Source organism: Pannonibacter sp. XCT-53 (assembly GCF_009915765.1).
Lineage (GTDB): Bacteria > Pseudomonadota > Alphaproteobacteria > Rhizobiales > Stappiaceae > Pannonibacter > Pannonibacter tanglangensis.
Map to the genome: position 1 here is coordinate 1,427,794 of NZ_JAABLQ010000001.1, position 25,800 is coordinate 1,453,593.

The window sequence follows — 25,800 nt, forward strand, 5'->3', positions numbered from 1 at the left end:
AATCGTGACGTGCAGCCCCCGGGGCTTAATCCTCTGGCAAGGAATTCCCGGCACGGTCGCTGCAGCGCGTCTCGGCCCGGGAGCCTGCCGATGATGATCCTGAACAGCCTGAAGATGGCCATGGGTTTTGCCGGCGGACCGGCCGGCCGGCAGATGCTGGCCGGTGGCCGCCCGGACGCCGGCGGGCTGATGCCCGGTGCCAACGGCGCCAGCCGCGATCCCCTGCCCAGTCCCACCCTGCCTGGCCTCACCCTTTCAGACGAGCTGGTCGAGGACATCAAGTCCAGCGTGGAAACCACCCAGAACCTGCAGCGCTCGATGGAGACGGCCAAGGACGGCGCGCGCCGCGACAAGATCGCCCGGCTGCAGGAGCGCATCGAACAGCTCAAGGAACGCATCCGCTACGCCACGCCGCAGCAGGCCAAGGCCCTGATGAAGGAGCTGAAGCAGCTGGCGAAGGAGTTCAAGGGCGCTGCCAAGGAGCTGGGCAGCGAAGCCGCTGGCCTCTCGACGGGCAGCCTGTCCGCCGGCCAGTCAACCGGCCAGTCAACCGGCGCCCAGGCGGCGACCGGCACGATGCAGGCCACCTCCGCCACGTCCCAAGCCTCAAGCCGTCCGGCCCCCTCCACGGCTGCGACCGCCCAGACGGGGGCGATGGCGGGGACGACAGGAGGGACAACGGGCGGGACGGCAACAGCCTCGGCAATGGCTGCGACGCTGCTGGAGGCGGGCCTTGGCGGCCCGGACCCGGCGCTTGCCGCCCTGCCTGCCGCGACCATGGCGCAGAGCGGGCCAGAATCGGGAGCAGAATCGGGGGCAGAATCGGGGCAGAATTCCGGGCCTGAGTCCGGGTCTGATTCTGGAACCGGTTCCGGGTCGGGTTCTGGGCGTCCCGGCGGCACGACGGCCGCCACGGACCAGGGCCGGACGGCGGAGACACGCAGGGACGGCACCGACGCGCCCACCGGGACCGACAGCGCGCCTGCGGCGCGCACGCAGCAGGACCTGCGCCAGGCGGTGCTGGCCTATGTCGGCGAGCAGCTCAAGGAGGAGGTCGCCGTCCGGGGCGCAAGGGCTGGCGCCATGAAGCTGGAGCGCGAAACGCTCGGCAAGATCGGCAATGAAATCAAGTATCTGGCCGAACAGATTGAACGCCTGCACAAGATGGGTGAGGACGAAGGCTCAGACCGGGTGCGCCGGGATCGCGCCAGCATCGTCGAGATGCTGCGCCAGGGCATCGACGATCTGAACGACCCGCGCGTGCTCAACGGCCTCAATGGCGCGATCGCCGCCAGCGCCGCGCTCGAGGCCGACACAGGCACCGGTACCGAGCAGGGTCCGCAGGTGGGCGGGGCGCCCCTCCTCCCGGCCCAGGCCGGCAGCCTTGCCTATGGCGGGGCGGGACTGGCCGCCGCCGTCACCCTGCCCGCCTCCGCCACCGGCGTCCTGGCCTGAACCGCCGCGGATTTTCACAAAACATCGTTAACGCAAACGCGCCCAAGCGCGCACAAGCACTTACCGGACTGCAACCGGAGCACACGCGATTTTCACAACCAGATCTCGCGTTTGGCGCGCAATCGTTGCATTTGCAATGATTGTCAGCGGTTAACAAAAGATTAACACTCCCTCCGCAGCCGCCAGGCTTCCCGATCTGGCGCATGTGATGCGTGAGGGGCTTCAAATGCGGATCGAACGTCTTTTCACCCGCGACGGCGCAGACGCCTACAGCGGGATCAGCTTCCGGTCTCACACCAGCGAGATGCGCACCCATGACGGGCGCGTGCTGTCGCGGCTCGAGGACATCGAGGTGCCGGCGCAGTTCTCGCAGGTGGCCGCCGACGTGCTCTGCCAGAAGTATCTGCGCCGGCGCGGCGTGCCGATGCGGCTGAAGCGGATCGCGGAACCGGGCGTGCCTGTCTGGTTGCAGCGGCAGGAGGCGGACCACGCGGCGCTCGCCGCCTTGCCGGAGAGCCTGCGCAGCGGCGGCGAGACCTCCGCCCGCCAGGCCTTCGACCGGCTCGCCGGCGCGTGGACCTACTGGGGCTGGAAGACCGGCACCTTTGCCGACGAGACGGAGGCGCGCATCTTCCACGACGAGATGCGCGCCATGATGGCGCTGCAGGTCGGCGCGCCCAACTCGCCGCAATGGTTCAACGCCGGCCTGCACTGGGCCTATGGCATCACCGGCGAGGCGCAGGGCCACTGGACCATCGACCTTGCGACCGGTCAGCCCGTGCCCTCGACCAGCGCCTATGAACGGCCGCAGGTGCATGCCAGCATCATCCTGTCGGTGGCCGATGATCTCGTGAAGGAGAACGGGATCATGGACCTCTGGGTGCGCGAGGCGCGCCTGTTCAAGTATGGCTCCGGCGTCGGCTCCAACTTCTCGCGGCTCCGGGGCGCGGGCGAGCCGCTGGACCATGGCGGCCGGTCGGCCGGACTTCTCTCCTTCCTGAAGGTGGGCGATGTGGCAGCGGGCAGCCTGCGCGGCGGGGCAACCACGCGCGCGGCCGCCAAGATGGTGGTGGTCGACATCGACCATCCCGACATCGAGGCCTTCATCGACTGGAAGGTGCAGGAGGAGGAAAAGGTGGCGGCGCTGGTGGCCGGGTCGCGCCTCGCCCGCGAGCGGCTGCAGCGCCTCGTCGGGCTGATCGACCGGCTGCACGCCCGCCCCGTCACGGAGGCGGCATTCCGGCGCGAGCTGGATCAGGCCCTCGCGGAGGCACGGGCTGCCCAGATCCCCGACAGCTACATCCAGCGCATCATCCAACACGCCCGTCAGGGAGGCTCGGGGCTTGAGCTGAGGGCCTATGACATCAACTGGGATTCGGAGGCCTACCGCACGGTCTCCGGCCAGAACGCCAATAACTCGGTCCGGGTGCCGGACCGCTTCATGGCGGCAGTGGAGGCGGACGGACCCTGGAGCCTGACGGGACGGACCGGCAGCGGCAACGGTCGCAGCGTGCCGGCCCGGGCCCTGTGGCAACGCATCGCGCGCGCGGCCTGGGCCTCCGCCGATCCCGGCCTGCAGTTCGATGATGCCATCAACGCCTGGCACACGGCTCCGGCGGGGGGACGGATCAACGGCTCGAACTCCTGCTCGGAGTTCATGTTCCTCGACGACAGCGCCTGCGTGCTGGCCTCGCTCAACCTGATGGCCTTCCGGCAACCGGACGGGCGCATCGACGTGCCGCGCCTGCGCCATGCGGTGCGGCTGTGGACCGTGAGCCTCGACATCTCGACCTCGATGGCGCAGCACCCCTCGCGTGCCGTGGCCGAGACCACCCATGCCTACCGGCCGCTCGGTCTGGGCTACGCCAATCTCGGCGGCCTGCTCATGTCGCTCGGGCTCGGCTATGACAGCGAGGCCGGCCGCGCCCTGGCGGCTGCACTCACCGCCGTGCTGACCGGAACCGCCTATGCCACGTCGGCGGACCTCGCCGCCCGGCTCGGGCCCTTCCCCGCCCTTGCGCAGAACGCCGCAGCCATGACGCGTGTGCTCGCAAACCACCAGCGCGCCGCCCGGGGCGAGACCGATCTTGCGGCCTATGACGGCCTGACCCGCCTGCCGCAGCCCCTGCAGCGCGACGCGGTGCCCGATTGCGCCCTGGCCGAGGCGGCGGTGACCGCGTTCGACGCAGCCCTGACGCTGGGAGCAAGCCACGGCTGGCGCAACGCCCAGGTCAGCCTGATCGCCCCCACGGGCACCATCGGGCTGGTGATGGATTGCGCCACAACCGGCATCGAACCGGATTTCGCGCTGGTCAAGTGCAAGACACTGGCCGGCGGCGGCTTCTTCAAGATCATCAACGCCATGGTGCCGGCGGCGCTGCGCCGGCTCGGCTATCAGGAACATGAGGTCAGGGACATCGTTGCCCATGTGGTCGGGCGCGGGACGCTGGCCCAGGCCCCGGCCATCAACCTGGCGGCGCTTGCAGCCAAGGGCCTGTCGCAGGCGAGCCTCGAGCGACTGGACGCGGCGCTGCCGAATGCCTCGCACCTGCGCGACGTGCTGACCCCGGCGGTGCTCGGCCTCGAGGCCGTCGCGGCGGCCCTGGGCCTGTCACCGGAGACGGTGGCGCAACCGGGCTTCGACCTGGTGCAGGCACTGGGCTTCAGCCGGCGGGAACTGGACCTTGCCAGCGCCCATGCCTGCGGGATGCAGTCGATCGAGGGCGCACCGCACCTCAGGCCGGAGCATCTGGCCGTCTTCGACTGCGCCACGCCTTGCGGTCGCAGCGGCAGCCGCGCTCTGTCGGTGGACAGCCACATTCTGATGATGGCGGCGGCGCAGCCGTTCCTGTCCGGAGCGATTTCCAAGACAGTGAACCTGCCACGCCAGGCGACCGTGGCCGACTGCGAAAGGGCCTACCGCCTCGCCCATGATCTCGGCCTGAAGGCCATCGCGCTCTACAGGGACGGCTCGAAACTGTCGCAGCCCCTGTCGGTCAGCGCCAGCCAGCAGGATCCGCTGGCGGAGTTGCTGGCGCCGGACCGGCCGGGCGAGCGGGCCACAGGGGACAGGGGGACAGGTGACCGGATTGCAGGCGACAGGGTGGCGGGTGACCGGATGGCCAGTGGCTGAGCCGGCGCGGACTGACGGCCGGGGGATCCCCCCGGCCGCACCGGCCCCGAGCGTCTCCCCTGCCCCGGAACTGCCCTGGAACTGGCCCGGAACTGGCCCGGAACCAGCGCGGACGGCGGATTATGGAATTATTAACGGTTCCTTACACCCGGGCTTGCCGCCCGGCCTGGTCGCAGGCCGGCAGGCGATTTCAAATTTTCTCCCGTTCTTTCAATTACTTATTCGTTTCACCTGAAGTTTCCGCTGCGTCCTGCCGCAGAAGGGTGCGGAAGATCCGACCCGGGTGCACATGGGCAGGTCCGTCCGAAACGGCCGGGTTTCGGAACGTCGCCAGGAGACGGGAAAGGAATTGATAAGCCGGCTCATGACCGGCGCACGGGCATCGGCGCGGAAGGGTCGACGACCGGAGCAGACCGTCTGTTCCGGCCCCTGTAATGATGCGTTCCGGCCGGAAGGCGCGTCGCGGTGCCCGGCGTCTGCCGCCTCGTCAGCCCTGCTGCCACTGCTAACGGATCATGCCGCGGCTTCGTCGGCCGCGTCGTCCGCCTTGCTGCCGCCGCCGGCGGAGAGGGCCCGGGCCAGATCGATGTAGAGCTTGCCGGGGAGCGGCGGGGCGAACAGATACCCCTGGGCGGCCGTCACCCCCAGTTCGCGCAGGCGTTCCACCTGCTCCATGCGCTCCACACCCTCGGCGATGATGCCCATGCCGAGGTTGTCGGCGAGTTCGACCATGGAATCCACGATGGTCGTGGAACTGTCATCGGTGCCGAGCGCGTCGATGAACATCTTGTCGATCTTGATGATGTCGATGCCGAGCTTCTGCAGGTAGGCCATGCCGCCATGGCCGGTGCCCACGTCGTCCAGCGCGACGCGCACGCCGAGGGCCTGCATCTCGGCAATCAGCTTGCGGGCCAGCTCCAGATCCTGCAACGGCAGACGCTCGGTCACCTCCACGACGATCTGCTGGTACGCGATCGGAGATTTTCCGTATATCTCCTTGATATCCTCGATAATTCGGCGGTCGTTGAAGTGACCGGCAAACAGGTTGATCGAGAGTTTGAAATCCGGGTTCTCGGAATAGAGCTCGCCCACCTCGGTCACGGTCTGGCGCATCAGCAGCCGCGTCATCTCGAAGATGTGGCCGGTCGTCTCGGCATAGGGCATGAACTGGCCCGGCGAGACCATGGTGCCGTCGAGACGGCGCCAGCGCATCAGCACCTCGCAGCCGCGCAGGCGCCCGGTCTCGATGTCCATGACCGGCTGATAGTAGGGAATGAATTCCTTGCGCTTGATCGCGGCGACGAACTCATCATCCGCCTCGCTGTCGGGACGCCAGGAGATCCAGATGCCGATGGCGATGAAGAGGAGCGCGAAGCCGGCGCTGGCCGTGGCGACGATCATCTTCAGGTCCTTGACCAGACTGACCGCGGCCGACTTCGGCGCCGTCACCACCGCCTTCAGCGGATAGCGGGCCGAGCTCAGCTCGACGGTGATCACCTGGTCGGGATCGGACATCTCGGTGCTGTAGCCGCCCACGGCCATCCAGGGCACGTCATTGCCCAAAAGCAGCTCCGCACGGCGGTAGGCCCGCAGGTACTCCGGGCCCGGATCGATCGAAATGGTGGCCGGCGTCACCTCGGCGAAGAGCCGGTTGGAATTGCCGAGGTTCCAGCTGACCACGGCCACATGGGTGCCGAGGAACTGCTGCTCGAGCATGCCGATGCCGACGAGCGGCGCGTCCGGCCTGAGCGCCGGCAGGATCGCCTCGCCGCCGATGGGGCCGTCAGGCACGACGCACATGCGCACGCCGTTGCGGTCGACGAGACCGATGCGCTGCAGGTAGCCAAGCTCGGCGATGGCGGCAAGGAAGATCTGCCGGTCCTCGCGGGAGCAGGTCATGGCCGTGTTGCGATGCAGCTTCTGCAGCACGGCAACGGCGCTGGAAATGGCATTCTCGCCCCGCGCCACATACCGCTCGGCCATCGCCGTCATCTCGTTGCGGGCGTTGGTATAGGCGTAGTTGTCGAGGATGATGTTCGCCGCGATGAGCGGCGCCAGCGCCAGAAGGAGCGACACGCCTACTGCCCGAAGGAAGATCATGTAGCGTCGGGACACGGCGCGGCTTAAACCTCTCGTTGGTCCTTGCGACCTTGCGCCACAGTCGTAAACATCGATTGAACGGCGCGGATCGAGTCTGCGGAACTATACATGATTTGAAAGTTTTCGCTGGGAGATTGGCATGCGTGCCCTGTTCATCGGTCAGTCCTACATCGATATCACCTTCCTCACCGACAGCCTTCCGACAGGCGACGAAAAGGCGATTGCCCGCGACTATTCCGTGAGTTTCGGCGGAAATGCGGTCACGGCCGCCTTTGCCTGCGCCAAGCTCGGCATCGCGCCCGATCTCCTGTGCTCGCTCGCAGATGACTGGCTGGCGCGGATGTTCCTCGACATGGCCGCCCGCTACGGCATCTCGGTCCATGGCCGCAAGGTGCGCGAATCATCGCTGTCCTTCATCATGCCGCGGGACGGCAAGCGCGCGATCGTCCGGTGCCGCGACAACGACTTCCTGCACCCCTTCCCGCCCCTGACCCTGACCGGATGCGAGGCGCTGCATCTGGACGGACACATGCCGGATGCGGCGCTGCACTATGCGAAGGCGTGCCGGGAGGCCGGCATCCTGACCTCGCTCGACGGCGGCGCGGTGCGCGAGAACACGGGCGAGCTGCTGACCTTCATCGACGTGGCCATCGTCTCGGAGCGCTTCTGCGAGCAGCTGAACCTGTCGGTCCCGGCCACGCTCGACTACCTGCGTGCCAAGGGCTGCCCGGTCGGCGGCGTCACCGTGGGCGAACGCGGGATGTACTGGTACGAAGGCAAGGGGGACGTGCAGCACATGCCCTCGCTGGCGGTGCCGAAAGAGAAGGTCGTCGACACGAACGGCGCCGGCGACACGTTCCACGGGGCCTATGTGGCGGCCTATCTCTCCAACCGCCAGGGCAGCTGGAGCGACCATTTCCGCTTCGCCCGCGCCGCCTCGGCCCATGCGGTCCAGCATCTGGGCAACGAGGCGAGCCTGCCAGGCCGCGACGACATCGCCACCACCATCGCCACCTACCCGGAACGGACGGCCTGACCCGGCCTGCCCGACAGGTGCGAGGCCGGGACAAGGCTGGCCGCCGGCCGGGGCGGCCTTAATTTCGCCGCCAGCCTCGCATGAATTGCCGAGGCCGGTCGTCCATTTCCGTCCCTGGGCCGGCGGGACGTCCGGTCGCGCGCCCGGCCGGTCCGGGCAAGGTGGCGAGGGCCGGGTCTGCCCCGTCAATTCGCTTGCCTCGGCTTCTGGCTTGTCGCATCGTGCCTGCCGGGCAGGTTCCCTATCGTCATGTCTTGGAGTTTTCCTGATGCGTTCCCTTTTCCTGCGCGGTGCCAGCGCGGCCGCTCTCGGCCTGTTCCTGACGAGCGGGGCCCTTGCCTTCGATCCGACGGGCAACGCGGCCGCCGACGCCTTCCTCAAGCGCCTCGAAGCCGGTGAGACCAAGATCGTCTCGGTCGGCGACGTGTCCGAGGACGGCGACCAGGTGTCGATCGAATCGATCGTGCTGGCAGACAGCAAGCCGGAAGGCGACAAGATGGAAATCGGCGTCGCCACGCTGACGGCGGCCGAAGAGCAGGCCGACGGCAAGCTCGCCATGGACGGTCTCGCCCTCGAGGAGCTGACGCTGACCTCCGACGGCACGGTGATGACCCTGGCGCAGCTGGTGGCCACCGAAGTGACGCTGCCGAGCGTCGCCGACCTCGCCAAGGCCGACAGCACCGCAACGCCGGGCTACAGCACGGTCGAGATCGAGGGCGTGACCATCCTCGACAAGGACAAGACCGAAGTCGGCGTGGAGAGCATCTACCTGGCCGCCAACTCGATGGAAGGCAACTGGCCGACCTCGGGCGAGCTGCAGGTGACCGGCATTGCCCTGACCGCGGCGCAGATGGAAGAGGAAGCCAAGAAGCAGCTCACCGAGCTCGGCTACGACAAGCTCTCCTTCGACATCGCCAGCAACTTCACCTGGTCGCCGCAGACCGGCGACCTCGACTTTCCGCAGTTCGACCTGACCGGCGCCGACATGGGCAGCCTGGCGCTGGCCTTCAAGATCGGCGGCCTGACGGCCGATGTGGTCAAGAAGCTGGAAGCCGCCAAGGACAACAGCGAGGAAAGCATGGCGCTCCTGCAGGGCCTCAGCGTCTCCTCGCTGCGCCTGCGCTTCGAGAATGCCTCGCTCGTGGACCGCGTGCTCGACCAGCAGGCCAAGGCCGCCGGCACGGATCGCGCAGCCTTTGTCACACAGCTGAAGGCGGGCATGCCGATGATGCTGGCGCTGCTGCAGAACCCGGACTTCCAGACCAGCGTCAGCACCGCGCTGTCGTCGTTCCTGGACAAGCCGGGCTCGCTGACCGTCGAGGCAAAGCCGGCCCAGCCGGTTCCGGTTGCCCAGATCATGGGCACCGCCATGCTGGCGCCGCAGACGCTGCCGCAGGTTCTGGGCGTGGCCGTGACGGCCAACACCGCCCCGTAACGGCTGGCGCTGCCCGACACATCGTCGCAAGGACGCGGCCGGAGCCCTTCGGCCGCGTCGCCTGTTTCAAACAGCCGGCCCGCCGGCCCCTTTGCCCCGCGCCGCTGGCGCAATCTTTTCTGGAGGCGCCCCATGCTCGCCCGACCCCTCCCCTTGCCGCTCCGCCGTCGCTCGCTGCGCCTGGCCCTCGTTGCCGGCGTGATGAGCCTGCCGCTGCCCGCCCATGCCGAAACCGCCGCCGACCTGGCGCGCGAGTGGAACGAGCAGTATCTCGCCTGGGGCGCAACGGTTGCCCGCTATGGCCGTGTCGAGCCGGGGCTGAGCGAGCGCGACGTGACGCTGCATGACGGCGAGATCACCTTCTCGCTGCCGCTGCCCACGGACAGTGGCCATGAGGTCGAGGTGCGCGTGACCTATGACACGGCGACCCTGACCGGCGTGGAGCGGACCGCGAAGGGCTATTCGGCCGAATCCATCCGCATCCCCGGCGACCTGACCTTTGAGGTCACCCTGCCCGCCGACATGTTCGACACCACGCCGGCGCCGGACAGTGCCGACGCCGCCAACGAGGACGCCACCACGGACGGTGACGGCGAAGGCGCGGAGACAGACACCGGGAGCGGAAGCCAGACCGAAAGCGAGACCGAAAGCGAGACCAGGGCCCCGAGCGGGGTCCCCTCCGGCACGCCATCCCCGGACACGCGTGCCGACGCCGGGGCCGCCGACGCTCTGGACGCCGACGCCCTGCAGGACATGACCCTCGTCGTCGTGCAGCGCAACACGGTTGCGGAGAACCTGGCCTGGCCGGCGTTTCCGCCGCTGCCGAACGATCCGCAGAAGCCGGTGACCCAGTACCTGCCGCTTGCCAAGCTGCTGCTCGACTTCGAGACGGACCGGCTTTCCGTCGACACCCTGTCGGCGACGCAGACCAATGTCGACGGCTCCGAATCCTCGACCGTCTATCAGACCTATATCCTGCGCAACCAGGCCAACGGGCGCATCGAGGAAACCTCGATCGAGAAGACCGTCCAGACCGAAGTGATGCCGTCCCTGACGGGCGACGGTCTCGAGACGATCGAGGTGACGGTCGGCCGGCAGGTGACGCGTGGCGCGGACGTGATGCCGCTGCTGTCGCTGCTCGGCCAGGGCACCGACCCCAACCGCAAGACCCTGATCGCCGAGCAGGATGCGGCCGACATCCGGATCAAGGGCAAGAGCTTCGAGGTGGCTGTGGCCAGCATCCGCGGCGCGGACATCGGCGTCAGCAACACGGCCGCGCTCCGCGTCCTGCCGATGCTCGACCAGGTCACCCTCGACGAGACGGCGGTGAGCGATGAGGATCTGGGCCGGGCGATGCTGGAGGCCATCGGCCTGTTCGAGATCGGCACCGGCGAGATCAACGGCATCACGCTGACGGCCACCGACGCCGGCGGCTCGGTCCAGCGCGTCGTCGTGCGGCAGGCCTCGACGGCGGGTCTCGGCGAGTTCTCGATCAACGGCCTGACGGGCGAGGTGAAGAACGAAGGCAAGCTGACGTTCGACCGCGTCGCCGTGAGCGATCTGGAATTTCCGAGCCTCTCGACGCTGATGCAGATCGGGCTGTCGGGCGAGGAACCGGATGTGCTGCAGACCCTCGCCGCACGGCCGATCATTGGCCTGTTCGAGATCATCGGCCTGACGCTCGACGCCCCGACGCTGGGCGGTCTTGTCACCGTGGATGAATACCGGCAGGCGGAGCGGGGCCACATCAACCGCATCCCGACCGACATCGGCCTGTCGATGCGTGGCGTCCGCTTCCCGCTGTCCCTCGTGGAGGACCCCGACGCCTACGCCATCCTGTCGTCCCTGAACCTCAAGGAAGTGGTCATCGACCAGAACCTGAAGGCAACCTGGAACGAGACCACGGGCGACCTGGCGCTGGAGGACTTGAGCTTCACCATGAAGGATGGCGGCTCGTTCAAGATGAGCTTCGTCCTGGGCAGCGTGCCGCGCACGCTGTTCGAGACGCCGGAGATGGCGCAGGTGGCGCTGGCCAGCGCGACGGTGAAGTCGGCGATGGTGCGCTCGAGCGATGCCAAGATCGTGCGCGCCTTCCTGGAAAAGCAGGCCAAGGATGCCAACCTGTCGGCCGACACGCTGGCCATGGGCCTTGCCGACACCGCCGCCAACGACATGGGCCCGCTGGCAGCCACCCGCTTCGGCGAGGAGCTGATCCAGGCCCTGCGCGCCTTCCTGATCGACCCGAAGGAAATCGTCATCGAGATCGCCCCGGAAAACCCGGTCCCGGTGACGCAGCTGATCGGCATGGTCGCCACCTCGCCGAACAGCATCCCCGATGTGCTGAACGCGCGGGTGCGCAGCAAGTAAGCTGAAAAACACGAGGCCCCGGAGCGATCCGGGGCCTCAGTTGTCTCCGGGCAGGAGCAACTAAGAGACGGGACAGGCGCAAAGCAGAGACGCGGCCGCGCCCGCCTCAGCGGCCGGATGTCTCGCGGAACTGGAGATCCGCCAGGCGTCGGTAGAGACCGTCGCGGGCGACCAGCTCGTCATGGGTCCCGGCCTCCGCAAGGCGTCCCTGGTCGAGGACCAGGATTCGGTCCGCGTCGCGGACGGTGGCGAGCCGGTGGGCGATCACCAGCGTTGTCCGCCCCTGCATCAGGCGCTTGAGCGCGCTCTGGACCTTGGCCTCGGATTCCGCATCAAGGGCAGAGGTTGCCTCGTCGAGCAGCAGGATGGGGGCGTTGCGCAGCATGGCCCGGGCAATGGCGATGCGCTGGCGCTGGCCGCCGGACAGGCGTCCGCCCCCCTCGCCCACCGGCGTGTCATAGCCCTGGTCCAGCGCCTCGATGAATTCATGCGCATTGGCATCCATCGCCGCACGGATGATGTCGGCATCGGAGGCCCCCGGCCGGCCGAGGGCGATGTTGTCGCGCACGGACAGGTCGAACAGGAACGTGTCCTGCGTGACGAAGGCGATGTGGTCGCGCAGCGAGGCAAGCGTCACGTCGCGGATGTCCTGGCCATCGATCAGGATGCGCCCGCCGGTCACGTCATAGAAGCGCTCGATCAGGCTGAAGGTGGTGGACTTGCCTGCCCCGGACCCGCCAACGAGCGCGGTGACGCGGCCAGCCTCGGCCACGAAACTCAGGCCGTTCAGCGCCCGCGCCTCGCCATAGGCGAAGGTGACCGCGTCGAAACGGACCTCGCCCGGCCCGACGACCAGCGCGGCCGACCCCTGCAGATCGGCGAAGGACGGCGGCCGGTCGAGCATCTCGTACATCAGCCGGACGCCGACGAGGCTTGAGTTCAGGTTGACATGCAGCCGGGCCAGGCGCTTGACCGGCTCGTAGGCCAGCAGCAGCGCGGTGATGAAGGCGAAGAAAGTGCCGGGGTCCTGACCGCGCTCGATGACGCTGAAGCCGCCGTAGAGAATGACCAGCGCCACGGCAAAGCCGCCCAGTGTCTCCATCAGCGGCGAGGTGCGCGCCGTCAGCGAGGCGATCCGGTTGGACCGGTGCTCCACATCGCGGATGGCCTTGCCCATCTCCTGGCGCATCCGCTCCTCGACCCGGAACGACTTGACGACGCGGATGCCGATGGCGGTCTCCTGCACGGCCGAGACGATCTTGGTGGTGGAGACGAACTGGGACTTGGCGTGCTTGCGCACCCGGCGCACGAGCAGCGACACGCCGAAGACCGCAGGCGGCATGATCAGCAGTGCGATGGCGCTGAGCCCGGGATCCTGCAGCACCATGACGGCGACGAGGCCGATCACGCTCAGGATGTCGCGGCCAAGCGACAGGATGACCATGTCGATGACGCCCCGGGCGGCCTGGGCGTTGTGCGCCAGGCGGGTCGCCAGATCGCCGAGCGGCGTGCGGTCGAAGAAGGCCATGTCCTGGCGGGTCATGACCTCGAACAGCCGGTTCTGGATGCGCGCGACAATGGCATTGCCGATGCGGCTCATCAGCACCTGCTGGCCATAGGTCGCAAGACCCTTGATCGTGAAGATGGCCATGACCGCGATGGCGATCACCGTGACCATGGACTGGTCACGGTTGATGAAGACCTCGTTGATGACGTCGCGCATGATCCAGGCGCTGGCGGCCGTGGAGCCGGCGATCAGCGCCATGAACAGGAACGTGAGCGCATAGCCCGGCACATGCTCGCGGGCGTTTTCCGCAATCAGCCGGCGGATGAGGACGAAAGAGCCGTCCGGATCGGAGAACCAGCGCTTCAGGCTCAAGTCTGTCGCCTTTCTGTGGGACCTGGCGCGGCCATGAGCGGCAGGACGGACAAGAACCGGCGGCAGTCCGGCCCGGGCCGGGCCGCCGCGCGGTCAGATCAAGCGGCCGGCCGGATCACTTGGCCGGCAGGTTGAGGCGCAGGTGCAGCTCGCGCAGCTGCTGCGTGCTCGGCGGCGTCGGTGCGCCCATCAGGAGATCCTGCGCCTGCTGGTTCATCGGGAACAGCGATATTTCCCGCAGGTTCTTCGCGCCGACCAGCAGCATGATGATGCGGTCGACACCGGCCGCCATGCCGCCATGCGGCGGCGCGCCGTACTGGAAGGCGCGGTAGAGGCCGCCGAAGCGCTCTTCCACGTCCTGGGCCGACAGGCCGACCTTCTCGAAGGCCTTGACCATCAGGTCCGGCGACTGGTTGCGGATCGAGCCCGAGGCGATCTCGAAGCCGTTGCAGACCATGTCGTACTGGAAGGCCTTGATCGTCAGCGGATCCTGGTTTTCCAGCGCGTCCATGCCACCCTGCGGCATCGAGAAGGGGTTGTGGGCGAAGTCGATCTTCTTCTCGTCCTCGTTCCACTCGTAGAAGGGGAAGTCGACGATCCAGCAGAGTTCGAAGCGGTCGCGGTCGATGAGGTTCAGCTCGTCGGCGGCGCGGTTGCGGGCCTCACCGGCGAACTTGTAGAACTTCGACGGATCTCCGGCGGCAAAGAAGACGGCATCGCCGTCGCCAAGGCCGAGCTGCTGGCGGATGGCTTCGGTGCGCTCCTCGCCGATGTTCTTGGCGATCGGGCCGGCACCCTCGAGCTTGTCGCCCTCGGTGCGCCAGAAGATGTATCCGAGACCCGGCTGGCCCTGGGACTGGGCCCAGGCGTTCATGCGGTCGCAGAAGGCGCGGCTGCCACCGGTCCTGGCCGGGATTGCCCAGACCTCGGCCTTGGGGTTGCCCGCGATCATGTTGGCGAAGACCTTGAAGCCGGAGCCGGCGAAATGCCCGGTGACGGCTTCCATGACGATCGGGTTGCGCAGGTCCGGCTTGTCGGAGCCATACATGCGGATGGCGTCGTCATAGGCGATGCGGCGGAAGGTCTGGGTGACGGGCTTGCCTTCGGCAAATTCCTCGAAGATGCCGCGGATCACCGGTTCCATGGTGTTCCAGACGTCTTCCTGGGTGACGAAGCTCATTTCCAGGTCAAGCTGGTAGAACTCGCCCGGCAGGCGGTCGGCGCGCGGGTCCTCGTCGCGGAAGCACGGGGCGATCTGGAAGTAGCGGTCGAAGCCCGCCATCATCAGGAGCTGCTTGTACTGCTGCGGCGCCTGCGGCAGGGCGTAGAAGGTGCCCGGATGGATGCGGCTCGGCACGAGGAAGTCGCGCGCGCCTTCCGGCGAGGAGGCCGTCAGGATCGGGGTCGAGTATTCGGTGAAGCCGACGCGGGTCATCTCGCGGCGCATGGCGGCGATCACCTGGGTGCGCTTGACGATGTTGCGATGCAGCGTCTCGCGGCGCAGGTCGAGGAAGCGGTAGGTCAGACGCACGTCTTCCGGATAGTCCGGCTCGCCGAACACCGGCAGCGGCAGCTCCTTGGCCGCCCCCAGCACTTCCATGTCGCGGATGAACAGCTCGATCTCGCCGGTCGGCAGGTTGGCATTGACCGTCTCGGCGGTACGCGCCTTGACGCTGCCGTCGATGCGGATGCACCACTCCGAGCGGACGGTCTCGGCCAGCTTGAAGGCCGGGCTGTCCGGATCGACGACGCACTGGGTGATGCCGTAATGGTCACGCAGGTCGATGAAGAGCAGACCGCCGTGATCGCGCACGCGGTGCACCCAGCCCGAGAGGCGGACGGTTTCCCCGACATGGCTCGCGCGCAACTCGCCGCACGTGTGGCTCCGGTAACGGTGCATGAAATCCTCGATGATCTCGGCAAATGACAAGGGGCTCCGGCCACGGCTGCGGACGGAGATTTGGGGTGGACAAGCCACGACACAGAGGCAAAGTCAAGTGAGCGCGCCGGTGCGGCCGTGCCCGCCCCCCTGAGGACTGGCCCGGGACGACGGGCAATCGCGCAACAGCGGCGCAAAAGCACGCAGCGCGCCGCCGAAAGCCCCGTGTTTCATGGCGACATCGTGGCAAGACTGCGATATAGACCGGACTTACCATGAATGTAATCACTACGACTCAAGCCCTCGCCGCCGCCTGCAGCCGTCTGTCTGCGCACGACTACGTGACCGTCGACACCGAGTTCCTGCGGGAAACCACGTTCTGGCCGAAGCTCTGCGTCATCCAGCTGGCCGGGCCGGACGATGCCTATATCGTCGACGCGCTCGCCGACGGGCTCGACCTTGCCCCGTTCTTCGAGCTGATGCGCGACGGGAAGGTGACCAAGGTCTTCCACGCCGCCCGCCAGGACATCGAGATCATCTTCCATCTCGGCGGTCTTATCCCGCATCCCCTGTTCGACACGCAGGTCGCCGCGATGGTCTGCGGCTTCGGCGATTCCGTCTCCTATGACCAGCTGGTGCAGCGGATCACGGGAGCGCGGATCGACAAGTCGTCGCGCTTCACCGACTGGGCGCGGCGCCCGCTGACGCAGAAGCAGCTGGAGTATGCCCTCGCGGACGTGACCTTCCTGCGCGACGTGTACCAGTTCCTGAAGGCGAACCTCGCCGAACAGGACCGCTCGCACTGGGTGCAGGACGAGATGGAGGTCCTGACCTCCGAGGCCACCTATCGCACCGAGCCGGCGGAAGCCTGGCAGCGGCTGAAGATGCGGGTGCGCAAGCCGGTGGAACTCGCCGTGCTGATGGAGGTTGCCGCCTGGCGCGAGCGCGAGGCACAGAGCCGCGACGTGCCGCGCTCGCGTGTGCTCAAGGATGACGCGATCTACGAGATCGCCGCGCAGCAGCCGTCGAACGCGGAAGCCCTCGGTCGCCTGCGCACCATTCCGCGCGGCTTCGAGCGCTCCAAGCCGGCGGAGGAAATCCTCAAGGCCGTCAACGCTGCACTGGGGCTGCCGAAGGACAAGCTGCCGAAGATCCCGAAGGGAAAGCAGGCGCCGGACGGCTCGGCCGCCGCAGTCGACCTGCTGAAGGTGCTCCTGAAGCTGGTGAGCGAGCAGCAGGGCGTCGCGGCAAAGGTCATCGCCACGGTGGAGGATCTGGAACGGATCGCCGCCGATGACGAGGCGGATGTGCCGGCCCTGACCGGCTGGCGGCGCGAGATGTTCGGCGAGATGGCACTGAAGCTGAAGCGGGGCGAGATCGCCCTTGCCTTTGACGGCCGTCAGGTGGTGGCGCTCGACCAGGACAAGCGCGGCGTGGTGGCGGCCGAATAGCCTTTCGGCGGTGCGGCAGTCCGCGGTTTTCCGGGATCTCGGCCCCGGTGGCTGGCCGGAGGGGCGTCGGTCTGGTGACCCGCCTCGACCTCTCCGGCGTCATCCCGGCCAAGCGAAGTGCCGGGCCGGGACCGGAGCGCCGAAGCCTAACCATTTCAATGAGAAAAAGCTGGACAGACGGTGACCCTGCGGTCCCGGGTCTGCGCCGCGCGGCGCCCGGGATGAAGATGAAGGATTGTCATCCGTGCGAAGCCCCCGCGTTTGGCCGCAGGGGCTTGCCTTTTGCAGCTTACGGCAGCGGCAGGACGGTGCCCCGGGCCCCGATGAGCTTGCCGAACTGGCTGACGCGCTTGCGCAGCCGCTCGCCATCCATATGCGCCAGACGGGCCGGCAGCCTGAGCATCAGCTCGTCCTCGGTCAGCAGGAACCCGGTCTCGAGCAGCACGCCCGGCATGGAGGCGGAGACGAGCGACGCCACCCGGAGCGCCGCACCGAGAATGCGCGCGCGCTCCTTGAGACGGGTCGGCGTCAGCTCGCGCAGCCGCGGCGACAGGGCATCGTCGTTCAGGCCGGCATGCCGGTAGAACACGGCCATCGACAGGAAGGCCCGGCCCGGATGGTCGATGCCGACGAAGGCCGCGTTGGAAATGATGTTGAGGCTCTGTTCACCCCGGTAGTCCGGATGGGCGCGCCAGCCGATGTCGGACAGGAGACAGGCGGCGTGGCGCAGGCGGCGCTCGTCGTCGGTCTCCTCGATGCCGATCACCGGATAGAGCCGGTCCGTCCAGGTGATCAGCTCCTCGGCATGCTCGGGCGAGCGCGCGCGCAGCATGGCCAGCTCGCGTGCTGCCGACAGGAGCGGATCCTCCTTGCGCAGCGCCGGCGGCAGCATCTCGTAGAGCAGCCCCTCGCGGACACCGGTGGCGGAGAAGACCACCCGGTCTGCCTTCATCGCCCGCAGCACCTTTTCCATCACCACGGCCCCGAAGGGCAGCAGCACCCGCCGCTGACGCGAGACGGATTCGATGTAGTCGAGGCTCTCGACGTCGCGCTGGGATACCATGCGGCAGAACTCGATCGCCTCTTCCGCCGGCATCTCGTAATTGTGCATGACATGCAGCGGGTAGCCGGCCTCGAAGAGATGCAGGCGGCCGAGCGAGCGCCAGGTGCCACCGACGGCGTAGAAGGTGTGGCGCGCCGCGCGGGTCGGCCATTTGGCTGTGGCGAGCGCATCCTCGACGATCTTCTGCGCCCGGGCGATGCGGCCACCCGAGGCTTCCTGCAGGCGCAGGCCGCCGAGCGGGAAGGTTTCCCCCTGCCCCACGCCGCGCGGTCCGATGGAGACAAGCTCGAGACTGCCGCCGCCGAGATCACCGACAACGCCTTGCGGCTTCCAGAAGCCGGAGACAATGCCGAGCGCGGAGTAATAGGCCTCCTCGGAGCCGTTGAGAATGCGCACCGGCACGCCGGTGACCCGCTCCACCTCGGCCACGAAGGCCGGGCCGTTGCTGGCATCGCGCGCGGCCGCAGTGGCCAGCACGTGGATGGACTGGACGCCGATGTGCTCGCACAGGCAGCGGAAGCGGTGGAGGGCCGCAAGCGCGGCCTGCACCGGCTCCTGCATCAGCTCGCCGGTGGTGGCAAGCCCGCGTCCCAGACCGGCGAGAAGCTTCTCGTTGAACAGGATCGTGGGCGCACGGGCCTCGCGTTCGTAGACCACAAGGCGGACCGAGTTGGAGCCGATGTCGATGACGGCGATCGGCCCCGATCCGTTGAGACGGCCCCTGGCGGGGGGATGCTTGGCGTTGCGGTCAGCCACGCTTCGGTCGCTCCATGATGTGGCGGGGGGCATCGGCGGCAACGGTCTTGCCCCGGCCGGACAGGGACGGGTTGGTCATGAAATAGCGATGGGCGTTGAAGGGCTCTTCTCCGGGCGCGGGCGAGATGCGCTCGTGCGAGCCGTCGGGCAGGATGCGCCAGCTCTGCTGGTTGTCCTTGAGATTGGCCACCATGATCTGGTTCAGCACCTGCTCGTGCACCGTGGGCGTCAGCATCGGCGCCAGGATCTCGACGCGGCGGTCGATGTTGCGCGGCATCATGTCGGCCGAGCCGATGTAGACATGGGCGTCGGGCGACGGCAGGCCGTGGCCGTTGCCGAAGCAGAAGACGCGGCTGTGCTCGAGGAAGCGGCCGACGATGGACTTGGCGCGGATGTTCTCCGACAGGCCCGGGATGCCCGGCCGCAGGCAGCAGATGCCGCGCACGACGAGATCCACCTGCACGCCGGCCTGGCTTGCCCGGTAGAGCGCATCGATGACACCGGGATCGACCAGCGAGTTCATCTTCATCCAGATCTGGGCCGGCCGCCCGGCGCGGGCGTGGCCGATCTCGGCCTCGGTCAGCTCGATGATGCGGTTGCGCAGGGTGATCGGCGAGACGGCGAGGCGTTTCAGCTCGGCCGGCTCGGCGTAACCGGTGATGAAGTTGAAGACCCGGGCCACATCGGCGGCAATGTCGGGATCATCGGTGAAATAGGACAGGTCCGTGTACACCCGCGCGGTGATCGGATGGTAGTTGCCCGTGCCGATGTGGACATAGGTCTTCAGCTCGCCGCTCTCGCGGCGCACGACCATCGACAGCTTGGCGTGGGTCTTCAGCTCGATGAAGCCGAAGACCACCTGCACGCCGGCGCGCTCCAGATCGCGCGCCCAGCGGATGTTGGCCTCCTCGTCGAACCGCGCCTTCAGCTCGACCAGCGCCGTCACGGACTTGCCCGCCTCGGCCGCCTCGGCCAGCGCCTTGACGATGGGACTGTCCTTGGAGGTGCGGTAGAGCGTCTGCTTGATGGCCACCACATCCGGATCCTGGGCGGCCTGGCGCAGGTACTGCACCACCACGTCGAAGGATTCGTAGGGGTGGTGGACGATGATGTCCTTCTGCTGGATGGCCGAGAAGCAGTCGCCGCCATGCTGGCGGATGCGCTCGGGGAAGCGGGCCGTGTAGGGCTCGAACTTGAGGTCCTCGCGGTCGAGGGCGACGAGCTGGGACAGGTTGTCGAGCGCCAGCAGGCCATCGACGAGGAAGGTCTCGGCATCGGTGACGCCGAGCGCGTTGGTGACGAAGGCTCGCAGCGACGCCGGCGCGGTGCCGTCAATCTCCAGCCGGATGACCGAGCCGCGACGGCGGCGCTTCAGCGCGCTCTCGAACAGGCGGACGAGATCCTCGGCCTCCTCCTCGATCTCGATGTCGCTGTCGCGGATGACGCGGAAGGCGCCCTTGCCCCTGATTTCATATCCAGGGAAAAGACGCCCGACGAAGAGTCCGATGACCTTTTCAATGGTAATGAAGCGAGCCTCGCCGAGCCCCGTGTCGGGCAGGCGGACGAAGCGGTCCATATGCCCGGGAACGCGCAGCAGCGCGGTCATGCCGCGCCCGCCGCGGATCGGCGCCAGCTCGAACACGACCGAGAAGCCGAGATTGGGGATGAAGGGGAACGGATGCGCCGGATCGATGGCGAGCGGCGTCAGGACGGGGAAGATGTGGCCAAGGAAATGGCCCTCGAGCCAGACCCGCTCCTCGGCGGTGAGGTCCTGGGCCAGCAGGATGCGGATGCCGGACTGGACCAGCTCGGAGCGGATCTGGCGCCACAGGCGCTGCTGTTCGCTCTGCAGGCGCTGGCAGGCGGCGGTGATGCGTTCCAGCTGCTCGCTCGGCGTCAGGCCATCGTCGGAGCGGAAGGTCACGTCGGCCCGCTGCTGGCCGCGCAGGCCCGCGACGCGCACCATGAAGAACTCGTCGAGATTGTTGGCCGAGATCGACAGGAAGCGCAGCCGCTCCAGAAGCGGATGGTTCGTGTTGACGGATTCCTCGAGCACCCGGTGGTTGAACTGCAGCCAGGACAGCTCCCGGTTCATGAAGCGCGCAGGCGACTGCATCAGGTCTTCGACGGACATGGCCGGAACCTCGCTCAAAGTGACCTGGCCGGCAATTCCGGCCGGGATGGCGGCTGCCGCGCCAAGCTGCGACACTTCCAACCTGTCCTGCACGATCGTTCCCTTTCCCGTTTTCGTCCCGGCCCTGCCGGATGCAGCCCCGCTGTCGGCTGCGGATCAGTCCGTGCCGCTTTCCAGCCGCTCGAGCACACGCCCCGCAAGGGAACGCGTGATTCGGCAGCCGCCGGCAAGCGCTTCCGCATCGAGCGCCTCGACGACGCGGCCCGCAACGCCCAGCGAGCGTTCCATGCGTACCACAAGATAATCAACAACCGATGGATCGATCATGACCTGCCGGTCGGCAAACAGCTTCACCAGCACCCGGCGCAGGAGGTCGTCATCCGGCTCGGCGATTTCCACCGGCGTGGCGGCCCGCAGGCGCGAGACCAGATCCGGCAGCGTGAGGTTCCAGGCGGCCGGCCAGGTTCGGCTGGTGACGAGCAGGCTGACGCCGGCCTGGCGCGCGGCATTGATGAGATGGAACAGCGCGGTCTCGTCAACGCCGCGATGGGCATTTTCCAGGGCGACGGGGCCCGCGGCGACCAGATCGGCAACCGCAGCCTCGGTGAGCGCGCGCGCCTCCAGCACGGTGGCCCCGGACAGGCGCCGCCAGATCTCGACCAGATGGGTCTTGCCGCTGCCCACCGGTCCGGCGAGGATCGTGACGGGGGCCGGCCAGGACGGCCAGCTCTCGATCATTTCCAGCGCCGCGCGGTTGGCCTGCCCCACGAGATAGTCATCACGGCCGAGCGCCTGCTCGTGCGGCAGGATCAGGGGAAGCTGACGCGGTGTCTCTGGCATGATCGGACGCAGGTTACTCCTCCGGCTGCGCGGCGACGGACGGCCCATTGTGGCCACCACCCGCGCCCCGGTACAAGGGGCTTGCTAGGTACTGCGTCAGGGCAAAACGCGCAAGCACGCCCACCATGGCCGCCGCCGGCACCGCAACCAGCAGGCCGACGAAGCCGAACAGGTAGCCGAAGGCAAACAGCGAGAACATCAGCCACACCGGATGCAGGCCGACGCTGGCGCCGACGAGCTTCGGCTGGAGGATGTTGCCCTCGATGAACTGGCCGACGCCGAACACCAGCGCGACGGCCAGGATCCAGGGCCAGTCCGGCCAGAACTGCACGATGGCGACCGACATCGAGGCAATCAGCCCCAGCGCGGCCCCGACAAAGGGAATGAAGCTGACGAGACCGGCGCCGATGCCGATCAGCAGGCCGAAATTGAGCCCGAGCATGACCAGCGAAACGGCGTAGAACATGCCCAGCAGGAAACACACAGACACCTGGCCGCGGACGAAGCCGGCGACGGCCCCGTCCATCTCGCGGGCCAGCTGGCGCACGGTCTCGACATGCTCGCGCGGCAGCCAGCTGTCGATGCGCTCGATCATGTGGTCCCAGTCGAGCAGCAGGTAGAAGGCCACGACCGGCGTGATGACGAAGAGCGACAGGATCGACAGCAGCGCCTGGCCGCCGCTCCAGACCGACGTGAGCAGCCCGCCAAGCCAGGAGGCACCGCGAGACATGATCGCGCCCAGCGACGACTGCAGGTCCGTGACCGACAGGCCGGAGATCGTGGTCAGCCGGTCGCCAAGGTTTTCGGTGATGAGGCTCTGCAGCGAGCGCACGAGCGCCGGAAGGCGGTCGATGAAGCCCAGCATCTGGTTGCCGAGCACCGGCACCAGCAGGATCAGCACCACGGCCAGGATGATGACGAAGGCCAGCAGGATCGTCAGGGTCGCCGCCAGCCGGTTCATGCCCATCCGCTCGAGCCGGTCGGCGACCGGGTCCAGCAGGTAGGCCAGCGCCATGCCGGCCACGAAGGGCAGGAGCACCGCGCTGAAGACCATCATGAACAGGACGAAGGCGATCAGCGACAGGAGCCAGAACTGGACTTGGCGGCGCAGGGTCATGCGAGGTCTCCACGGGCGGCCCTTGGGCCCTTCCCTGCCAGATAGGAGCGCACGGGCGTCATGGTCAAGCAGACAACGCCGCCGGCCCGCGCAGGCCGGCGAACATCCGCCGGAAAAGCAGGGCGAAGGGCCGTTCCCGATTGCATGGCCTGACAAAATGAGGCATTGCCCTGCGGCATCGGACATAACCGGCTTACGGAGACGTGACCCATGAGCGCGCAGGACCGCGGGGGGCAGAACGGCCTCACCTATTCCCAATCGGGTGTGGACATCGACGCGGGCAACGCGCTCGTCAAGCGCATCGCGCCGCTGGTCAAGGCGACGGCCCGCTCCGGCGCGGACAGCGCCATCGGCGGCTTCGGCGGCATCTTCGATCTCAAGGCGGCCGGCTTTTCCGATCCGCTGCTGGTGGCCGCCAATGACGGCGTCGGCACCAAGCTGAAGGTCGCCATCGACACCGGCTGCCATGACACGGTCGGCATCGACCTCGTCGCCATGTGCGTCAACGATCTGGTGGTGCAGGGCGCCGAGCCGCTGTTCTTCCTCGACTATTACGCCACCGGCGCGCTGGACGTGGACACGGCGACTGCCGTCGTCGGCGGCATCGCGGAGGGCTGCAAGATCGCCGGCTGCGCGCTGATCGGCGGCGAGACGGCGGAAATGCCGGGCATGTATTCCAAGGGCGACTATGACCTTGCCGGCTTTGCCGTCGGCGCGGTCGAGCGCGAGAACCTGCTGCCGCGCCCCGACGTGACGGAGGGCGACGTGCTCCTCGCCCTCTCCTCCTCCGGCGTCCATTCCAACGGCTATTCGCTGGTGCGCAAGATCGTCGAGGTCTCCGGGCTCACCTATGAGGCCGACGCCCCGTTCCAGGGCGGCACCAGGCTCGGCGAGGCGCTGATGACGCCGACGCGCATCTATGTGAAGCCGCTGCTTGCCGCCCTCAAGGCGACCTCCGGCATCAAGGCGCTGGCGCATATCACCGGCGGCGGCCTGACCGAGAACCTGCCGCGCGTGCTGCCGAAGGGCAGCGTTGCCCGCATCGACCTGGCGAAGATCGCGGTGCCGGGCGTGTTCAAGTGGCTGGCGAAGGCCGGCAACGTGGCCGAAAGCGAAATGCTGCGCACCTTCAACTGCGGCGTCGGCATGGTCGTCGTGGTCGAGGCCGGCGCGGAAGCGGCCGTACGGGCCGCACTGGAAGCGGCCGGCGAGACCGTCTCCACCCTCGGCCGCATCGAGGCCGGCTCGGGCGACGGCGAGGCGCATGTCGCCTACGCCAACCATCTGGACCTTGGCGCATGAGCAAGCGCCAGAAGGTCGGCGTGCTGATCTCGGGTCGCGGCAGCAACATGCTGTCGCTGATCCGGGCGGCGCAGGCGCCTGACTACCCGGCCGAGATCGCGCTGGTCCTGTCGAACCGGCCGGACGCCGGCGGACTGGAGCGGGCCGCCGCCTTCGGCATTGCCACGGCGGTGGTCGATCACAAGCCCTTCGGCCGCGACCGCGAGGCCTTCGAGAAGGCTGTCGACGCCGAACTGCAGGCAGCCGGCATCGAGCTGGTGGCGCTGGCCGGTTTCATGCGGCTCCTGTCGCCCTGGCTGGTGGAGCGCTGGGCCGGGCGCATGCTCAACATCCACCCCGCCCTGCTGCCGTCCTTCAAGGGCCTCGACACGCATGAGCGGGCGCTGGAAACCGGCGTGAAGCTGCATGGCGCGACCGTTCACTTCGTTTCCAGCGAAATGGATGCCGGGCCGATCATCATGCAAGGGGCGGTGCCGGTCCTGGATGGCGACACGCCCGACACGCTCGGCGCCCGCGTGCTCGAGGTCGAGCACCGCATCTACCCGGAAGCCCTGGCGCTGATTGCCTCCGGCACGGCGCGGCTCGAGGGCAACCGCGTCGTCCTCACGAACGCCGCCCGCGAGGCCACCGGCCAGCTGATCGCCCCGACGCTCCTGAACGGGCAGGACTGACCGTCCTTCACGGCGCGGCAAGCGCCGCCACACCGTCCCGCCCTGCCCCGCCGTCCTGTTCGGCGCGGAAGGCGGAGACGGTGGCGAAGAAGGCGTCGTGCAGGACGCTTTTTTCCTCGGACAGGGCAAAGACCATCTCGTCATATTCCCGGCTCATCTCGGTGACCGTCAGCCGGCGGACAATGTCGGTGCGGCCCGTGCCGTTGCGCCACATGAAGCCGACGCCGAGACCGTTCACCACCGCCTCATAGACCGCATCGCGGGTGTCCAGCGTCAGCAGCGGCACCGGCTCGACGCCGGCTGCGCGGAAGGCGCGGTCGACGACGCGCTGGGTGGAGGAGCCGCGCGTGCGGAAGATCAGCGGCTCCTGCAGGAGGCGCTGGCAGCTCACGCTGGGAAGGCCGGCCAGCGGGCTGGCGGGATGGACGATGGCGACCACATTCTGGCGCATCAGCAGGTCATGCCGGAAGCGGCCATCGCGCGGCACGTCCGGCAGGATGCCGATGTCGACGGCCCGGGTCAGCACGGCGCGGGTGATCGCCTCGTGCGAGCCGGTCTCGACGGCAATCTCGATGCTGGGGTGGCGCTTGTGGAAGGCAGCGATGAGCGCCATGCCGGGCATGGAATTGCCGAGGCCGATGGTCAGCCGGCCATTCAGCAGCGTGTTGTGGCGCATCAGGATGCGCATGGCGTGGCGCTCGGCCTCGGCCATGCGCTCGGCCACGTCGCAGAGCTCGAGACAGACGGGGGTGGCCTGCAGCAGGCCGTTCTTGCGGTCAAACAGGCGGACGCCGAACTCGGCTTCCAGATCGCGCACATGGCGGGAGATGGCCGGCTGGGACAGGCCCAGCGCGCGGGCGGCGGCGGCATAGGAACCGCCGGCGGCCACGGCATTGACGGCGCGGATGCGGGACAGGGTCAGGGACATCGGACGGCTCGGCTGGCAAGGGTTCGGCAAGAGTTCGGCAAAAGATCCGCATGACCAAACCAAGTGTTTGATCTGCCCATACCCTAGGCTTTGTCTGTAACGGCCACGTCACAGTGACGGTGCAGTGTCGCCTCAACGCGGGCCAGCCTTCCAAGGACATCCAAAGGGCATCCAAAGGTTTGGCCGCATTCCACATCAACCGGGCATCCGTCCGGCGCGGGATCCCCGTCCTTGCGCCAACGGCAGAGGCTTGT

16 protein-coding genes are annotated in these 25,800 nt (G+C 67.8%); 8 read left to right on the plus strand and 8 right to left on the minus strand.

Annotated elements, in window-relative coordinates; translation table 11 throughout:
• The first annotated feature begins 90 nt into the window (after positions 1 to 90).
• Together GWI72_RS06510 and GWI72_RS06515 are read left to right on the plus strand one after the other, a co-directional pair.
• A complete protein-coding gene (locus GWI72_RS06510; protein ID WP_161708170.1) occupies positions 91 to 1,455 on the plus strand; it encodes a hypothetical protein in 1,365 nt (454 codons plus the stop codon).
• Between the two features lie 226 nt (positions 1,456 to 1,681).
• A complete protein-coding gene (locus tag GWI72_RS06515) occupies positions 1,682 to 4,588 on the plus strand; it encodes an adenosylcobalamin-dependent ribonucleoside-diphosphate reductase (RefSeq protein ID WP_161708171.1) in 2,907 nt (968 codons plus the stop codon).
• A gap of 513 nt (positions 4,589 to 5,101) precedes the next feature.
• On the opposite strand, the gene GWI72_RS06520 is transcribed toward GWI72_RS06515, so the two are convergent.
• A complete protein-coding gene (locus tag GWI72_RS06520; protein ID WP_209000063.1) occupies positions 5,102 to 6,703 on the minus strand; it encodes an EAL domain-containing protein in 1,602 nt (533 codons plus the stop codon).
• Positions 6,704 to 6,827: 124 nt separating this feature from the next.
• Here GWI72_RS06520 and GWI72_RS06525 point away from each other — a divergent pair, with 124 nt between their 5' ends.
• The 3 genes from GWI72_RS06525 (at position 6,828) to GWI72_RS06535 (ending at position 11,526) form a co-directional block, all read left to right on the plus strand.
• Positions 6,828 to 7,724: a sugar kinase gene (locus GWI72_RS06525; protein ID WP_161673060.1), complete on the plus strand. Its 897-nt coding sequence runs from the start codon at positions 6,828 to 6,830 to the stop codon at positions 7,722 to 7,724.
• A 268-nt stretch (positions 7,725 to 7,992) separates the two neighbouring features.
• Positions 7,993 to 9,159 carry a hypothetical protein gene (locus tag GWI72_RS06530; protein WP_161708172.1) on the plus strand — a complete coding sequence of 389 codons (1,167 nt, stop codon included), beginning with the start codon at positions 7,993 to 7,995 and terminating at the stop codon, positions 9,157 to 9,159.
• A gap of 132 nt (positions 9,160 to 9,291) precedes the next feature.
• On the plus strand, positions 9,292 to 11,526 hold the full coding sequence (locus GWI72_RS06535) for a hypothetical protein (RefSeq protein WP_161708173.1): 2,235 nt from the start codon (positions 9,292 to 9,294) through the stop codon (positions 11,524 to 11,526).
• Positions 11,527 to 11,632: 106 nt separating this feature from the next.
• Here the strand turns inward: GWI72_RS06535 and GWI72_RS06540 are convergent, their stop codons facing one another.
• Complete coding sequence (locus GWI72_RS06540) at positions 11,633 to 13,405, minus strand: ABC transporter ATP-binding protein (RefSeq protein ID WP_161673066.1); 1,773 nt, start codon at positions 13,403 to 13,405, stop codon at positions 11,633 to 11,635.
• Between the two features lie 115 nt (positions 13,406 to 13,520).
• Positions 13,521 to 15,305, minus strand: a complete 1,785-nt coding sequence (gene aspS / locus GWI72_RS06545) for an aspartate--tRNA ligase (protein WP_161709115.1) — start codon at positions 15,303 to 15,305, stop codon at positions 13,521 to 13,523.
• Between the two features lie 254 nt (positions 15,306 to 15,559).
• Here aspS and rnd point away from each other — a divergent pair, with 254 nt between their 5' ends.
• Complete coding sequence (rnd, locus tag GWI72_RS06550) at positions 15,560 to 16,735, plus strand: ribonuclease D (protein WP_161673070.1); 1,176 nt, start codon at positions 15,560 to 15,562, stop codon at positions 16,733 to 16,735.
• A gap of 289 nt (positions 16,736 to 17,024) precedes the next feature.
• On the opposite strand, the gene ppx is transcribed toward rnd, so the two are convergent.
• From ppx to GWI72_RS06570, 4 genes are all read right to left on the minus strand, one after another.
• Positions 17,025 to 18,554, minus strand: a complete 1,530-nt coding sequence (gene ppx / locus GWI72_RS06555; protein ID WP_348272645.1) for an exopolyphosphatase — start codon at positions 18,552 to 18,554, stop codon at positions 17,025 to 17,027.
• Complete coding sequence (locus GWI72_RS06560; protein ID WP_161674610.1) at positions 18,547 to 20,688, minus strand: RNA degradosome polyphosphate kinase; 2,142 nt, start codon at positions 20,686 to 20,688, stop codon at positions 18,547 to 18,549. The genes ppx and GWI72_RS06560 overlap by 8 nt, the downstream gene beginning before the upstream one ends.
• A gap of 156 nt (positions 20,689 to 20,844) precedes the next feature.
• Positions 20,845 to 21,528, minus strand: coding sequence for a P-loop NTPase family protein (locus GWI72_RS06565; RefSeq protein WP_161673073.1), 684 nt, complete (start codon positions 21,526 to 21,528; stop codon positions 20,845 to 20,847).
• Positions 21,529 to 21,541: 13 nt separating this feature from the next.
• Positions 21,542 to 22,645: an AI-2E family transporter gene (locus GWI72_RS06570; RefSeq protein ID WP_348272646.1), complete on the minus strand. Its 1,104-nt coding sequence runs from the start codon at positions 22,643 to 22,645 to the stop codon at positions 21,542 to 21,544.
• Positions 22,646 to 22,855: 210 nt separating this feature from the next.
• Between GWI72_RS06570 and purM the strand changes: the two genes are divergently transcribed.
• On the plus strand, positions 22,856 to 23,947 hold the full coding sequence (purM, locus tag GWI72_RS06575) for a phosphoribosylformylglycinamidine cyclo-ligase (protein ID WP_161708175.1): 1,092 nt from the start codon (positions 22,856 to 22,858) through the stop codon (positions 23,945 to 23,947).
• On the plus strand, positions 23,944 to 24,618 hold the full coding sequence (gene purN / locus GWI72_RS06580) for a phosphoribosylglycinamide formyltransferase (RefSeq protein WP_161708176.1): 675 nt from the start codon (positions 23,944 to 23,946) through the stop codon (positions 24,616 to 24,618). The genes purM and purN overlap by 4 nt, the downstream gene beginning before the upstream one ends.
• Before the next feature lie 7 nt (positions 24,619 to 24,625).
• Here purN and GWI72_RS06585 read toward each other — a convergent pair whose 3' ends face one another.
• Positions 24,626 to 25,546 (minus strand): LysR family transcriptional regulator, encoded by a 921-nt coding sequence (locus tag GWI72_RS06585; protein WP_161673081.1) that lies wholly within the window; start codon positions 25,544 to 25,546, stop codon positions 24,626 to 24,628.
• Positions 25,547 to 25,800: the final 254 nt, after the last annotated feature.

Excerpts from the sequence above, each read along its gene's own strand:
- GWI72_RS06510 (WP_161708170.1), top strand. The coding sequence starts at position 91 with ATGATGATCCTGAACAGCCTGAAGATGGCCATGGGTTTTGCCGGCGGA.
- GWI72_RS06515 (WP_161708171.1), top strand. The coding sequence starts at position 1,682 with ATGCGGATCGAACGTCTTTTCACCCGCGACGGCGCAGACGCCTACAGC.
- GWI72_RS06525 (WP_161673060.1), top strand. The coding sequence starts at position 6,828 with ATGCGTGCCCTGTTCATCGGTCAGTCCTACATCGATATCACCTTCCTC.
- GWI72_RS06530 (WP_161708172.1), top strand. The coding sequence starts at position 7,993 with ATGCGTTCCCTTTTCCTGCGCGGTGCCAGCGCGGCCGCTCTCGGCCTG.
- GWI72_RS06535 (WP_161708173.1), top strand. The coding sequence starts at position 9,292 with ATGCTCGCCCGACCCCTCCCCTTGCCGCTCCGCCGTCGCTCGCTGCGC.
- aspS (WP_161709115.1), bottom strand. The coding sequence starts at position 15,305 with ATGCACCGTTACCGGAGCCACACGTGCGGCGAGTTGCGCGCGAGCCAT.
- rnd (WP_161673070.1), top strand. The coding sequence starts at position 15,560 with ATGAATGTAATCACTACGACTCAAGCCCTCGCCGCCGCCTGCAGCCGT.
- GWI72_RS06560 (WP_161674610.1), bottom strand. The coding sequence starts at position 20,688 with ATGTCCGTCGAAGACCTGATGCAGTCGCCTGCGCGCTTCATGAACCGG.
- GWI72_RS06565 (WP_161673073.1), bottom strand. The coding sequence starts at position 21,528 with ATGCCAGAGACACCGCGTCAGCTTCCCCTGATCCTGCCGCACGAGCAG.
- GWI72_RS06570 (WP_348272646.1), bottom strand. The coding sequence starts at position 22,645 with ATGACCCTGCGCCGCCAAGTCCAGTTCTGGCTCCTGTCGCTGATCGCC.
- purM (WP_161708175.1), top strand. The coding sequence starts at position 22,856 with ATGAGCGCGCAGGACCGCGGGGGGCAGAACGGCCTCACCTATTCCCAA.
- purN (WP_161708176.1), top strand. The coding sequence starts at position 23,944 with ATGAGCAAGCGCCAGAAGGTCGGCGTGCTGATCTCGGGTCGCGGCAGC.
- GWI72_RS06585 (WP_161673081.1), bottom strand. The coding sequence starts at position 25,546 with ATGTCCCTGACCCTGTCCCGCATCCGCGCCGTCAATGCCGTGGCCGCC.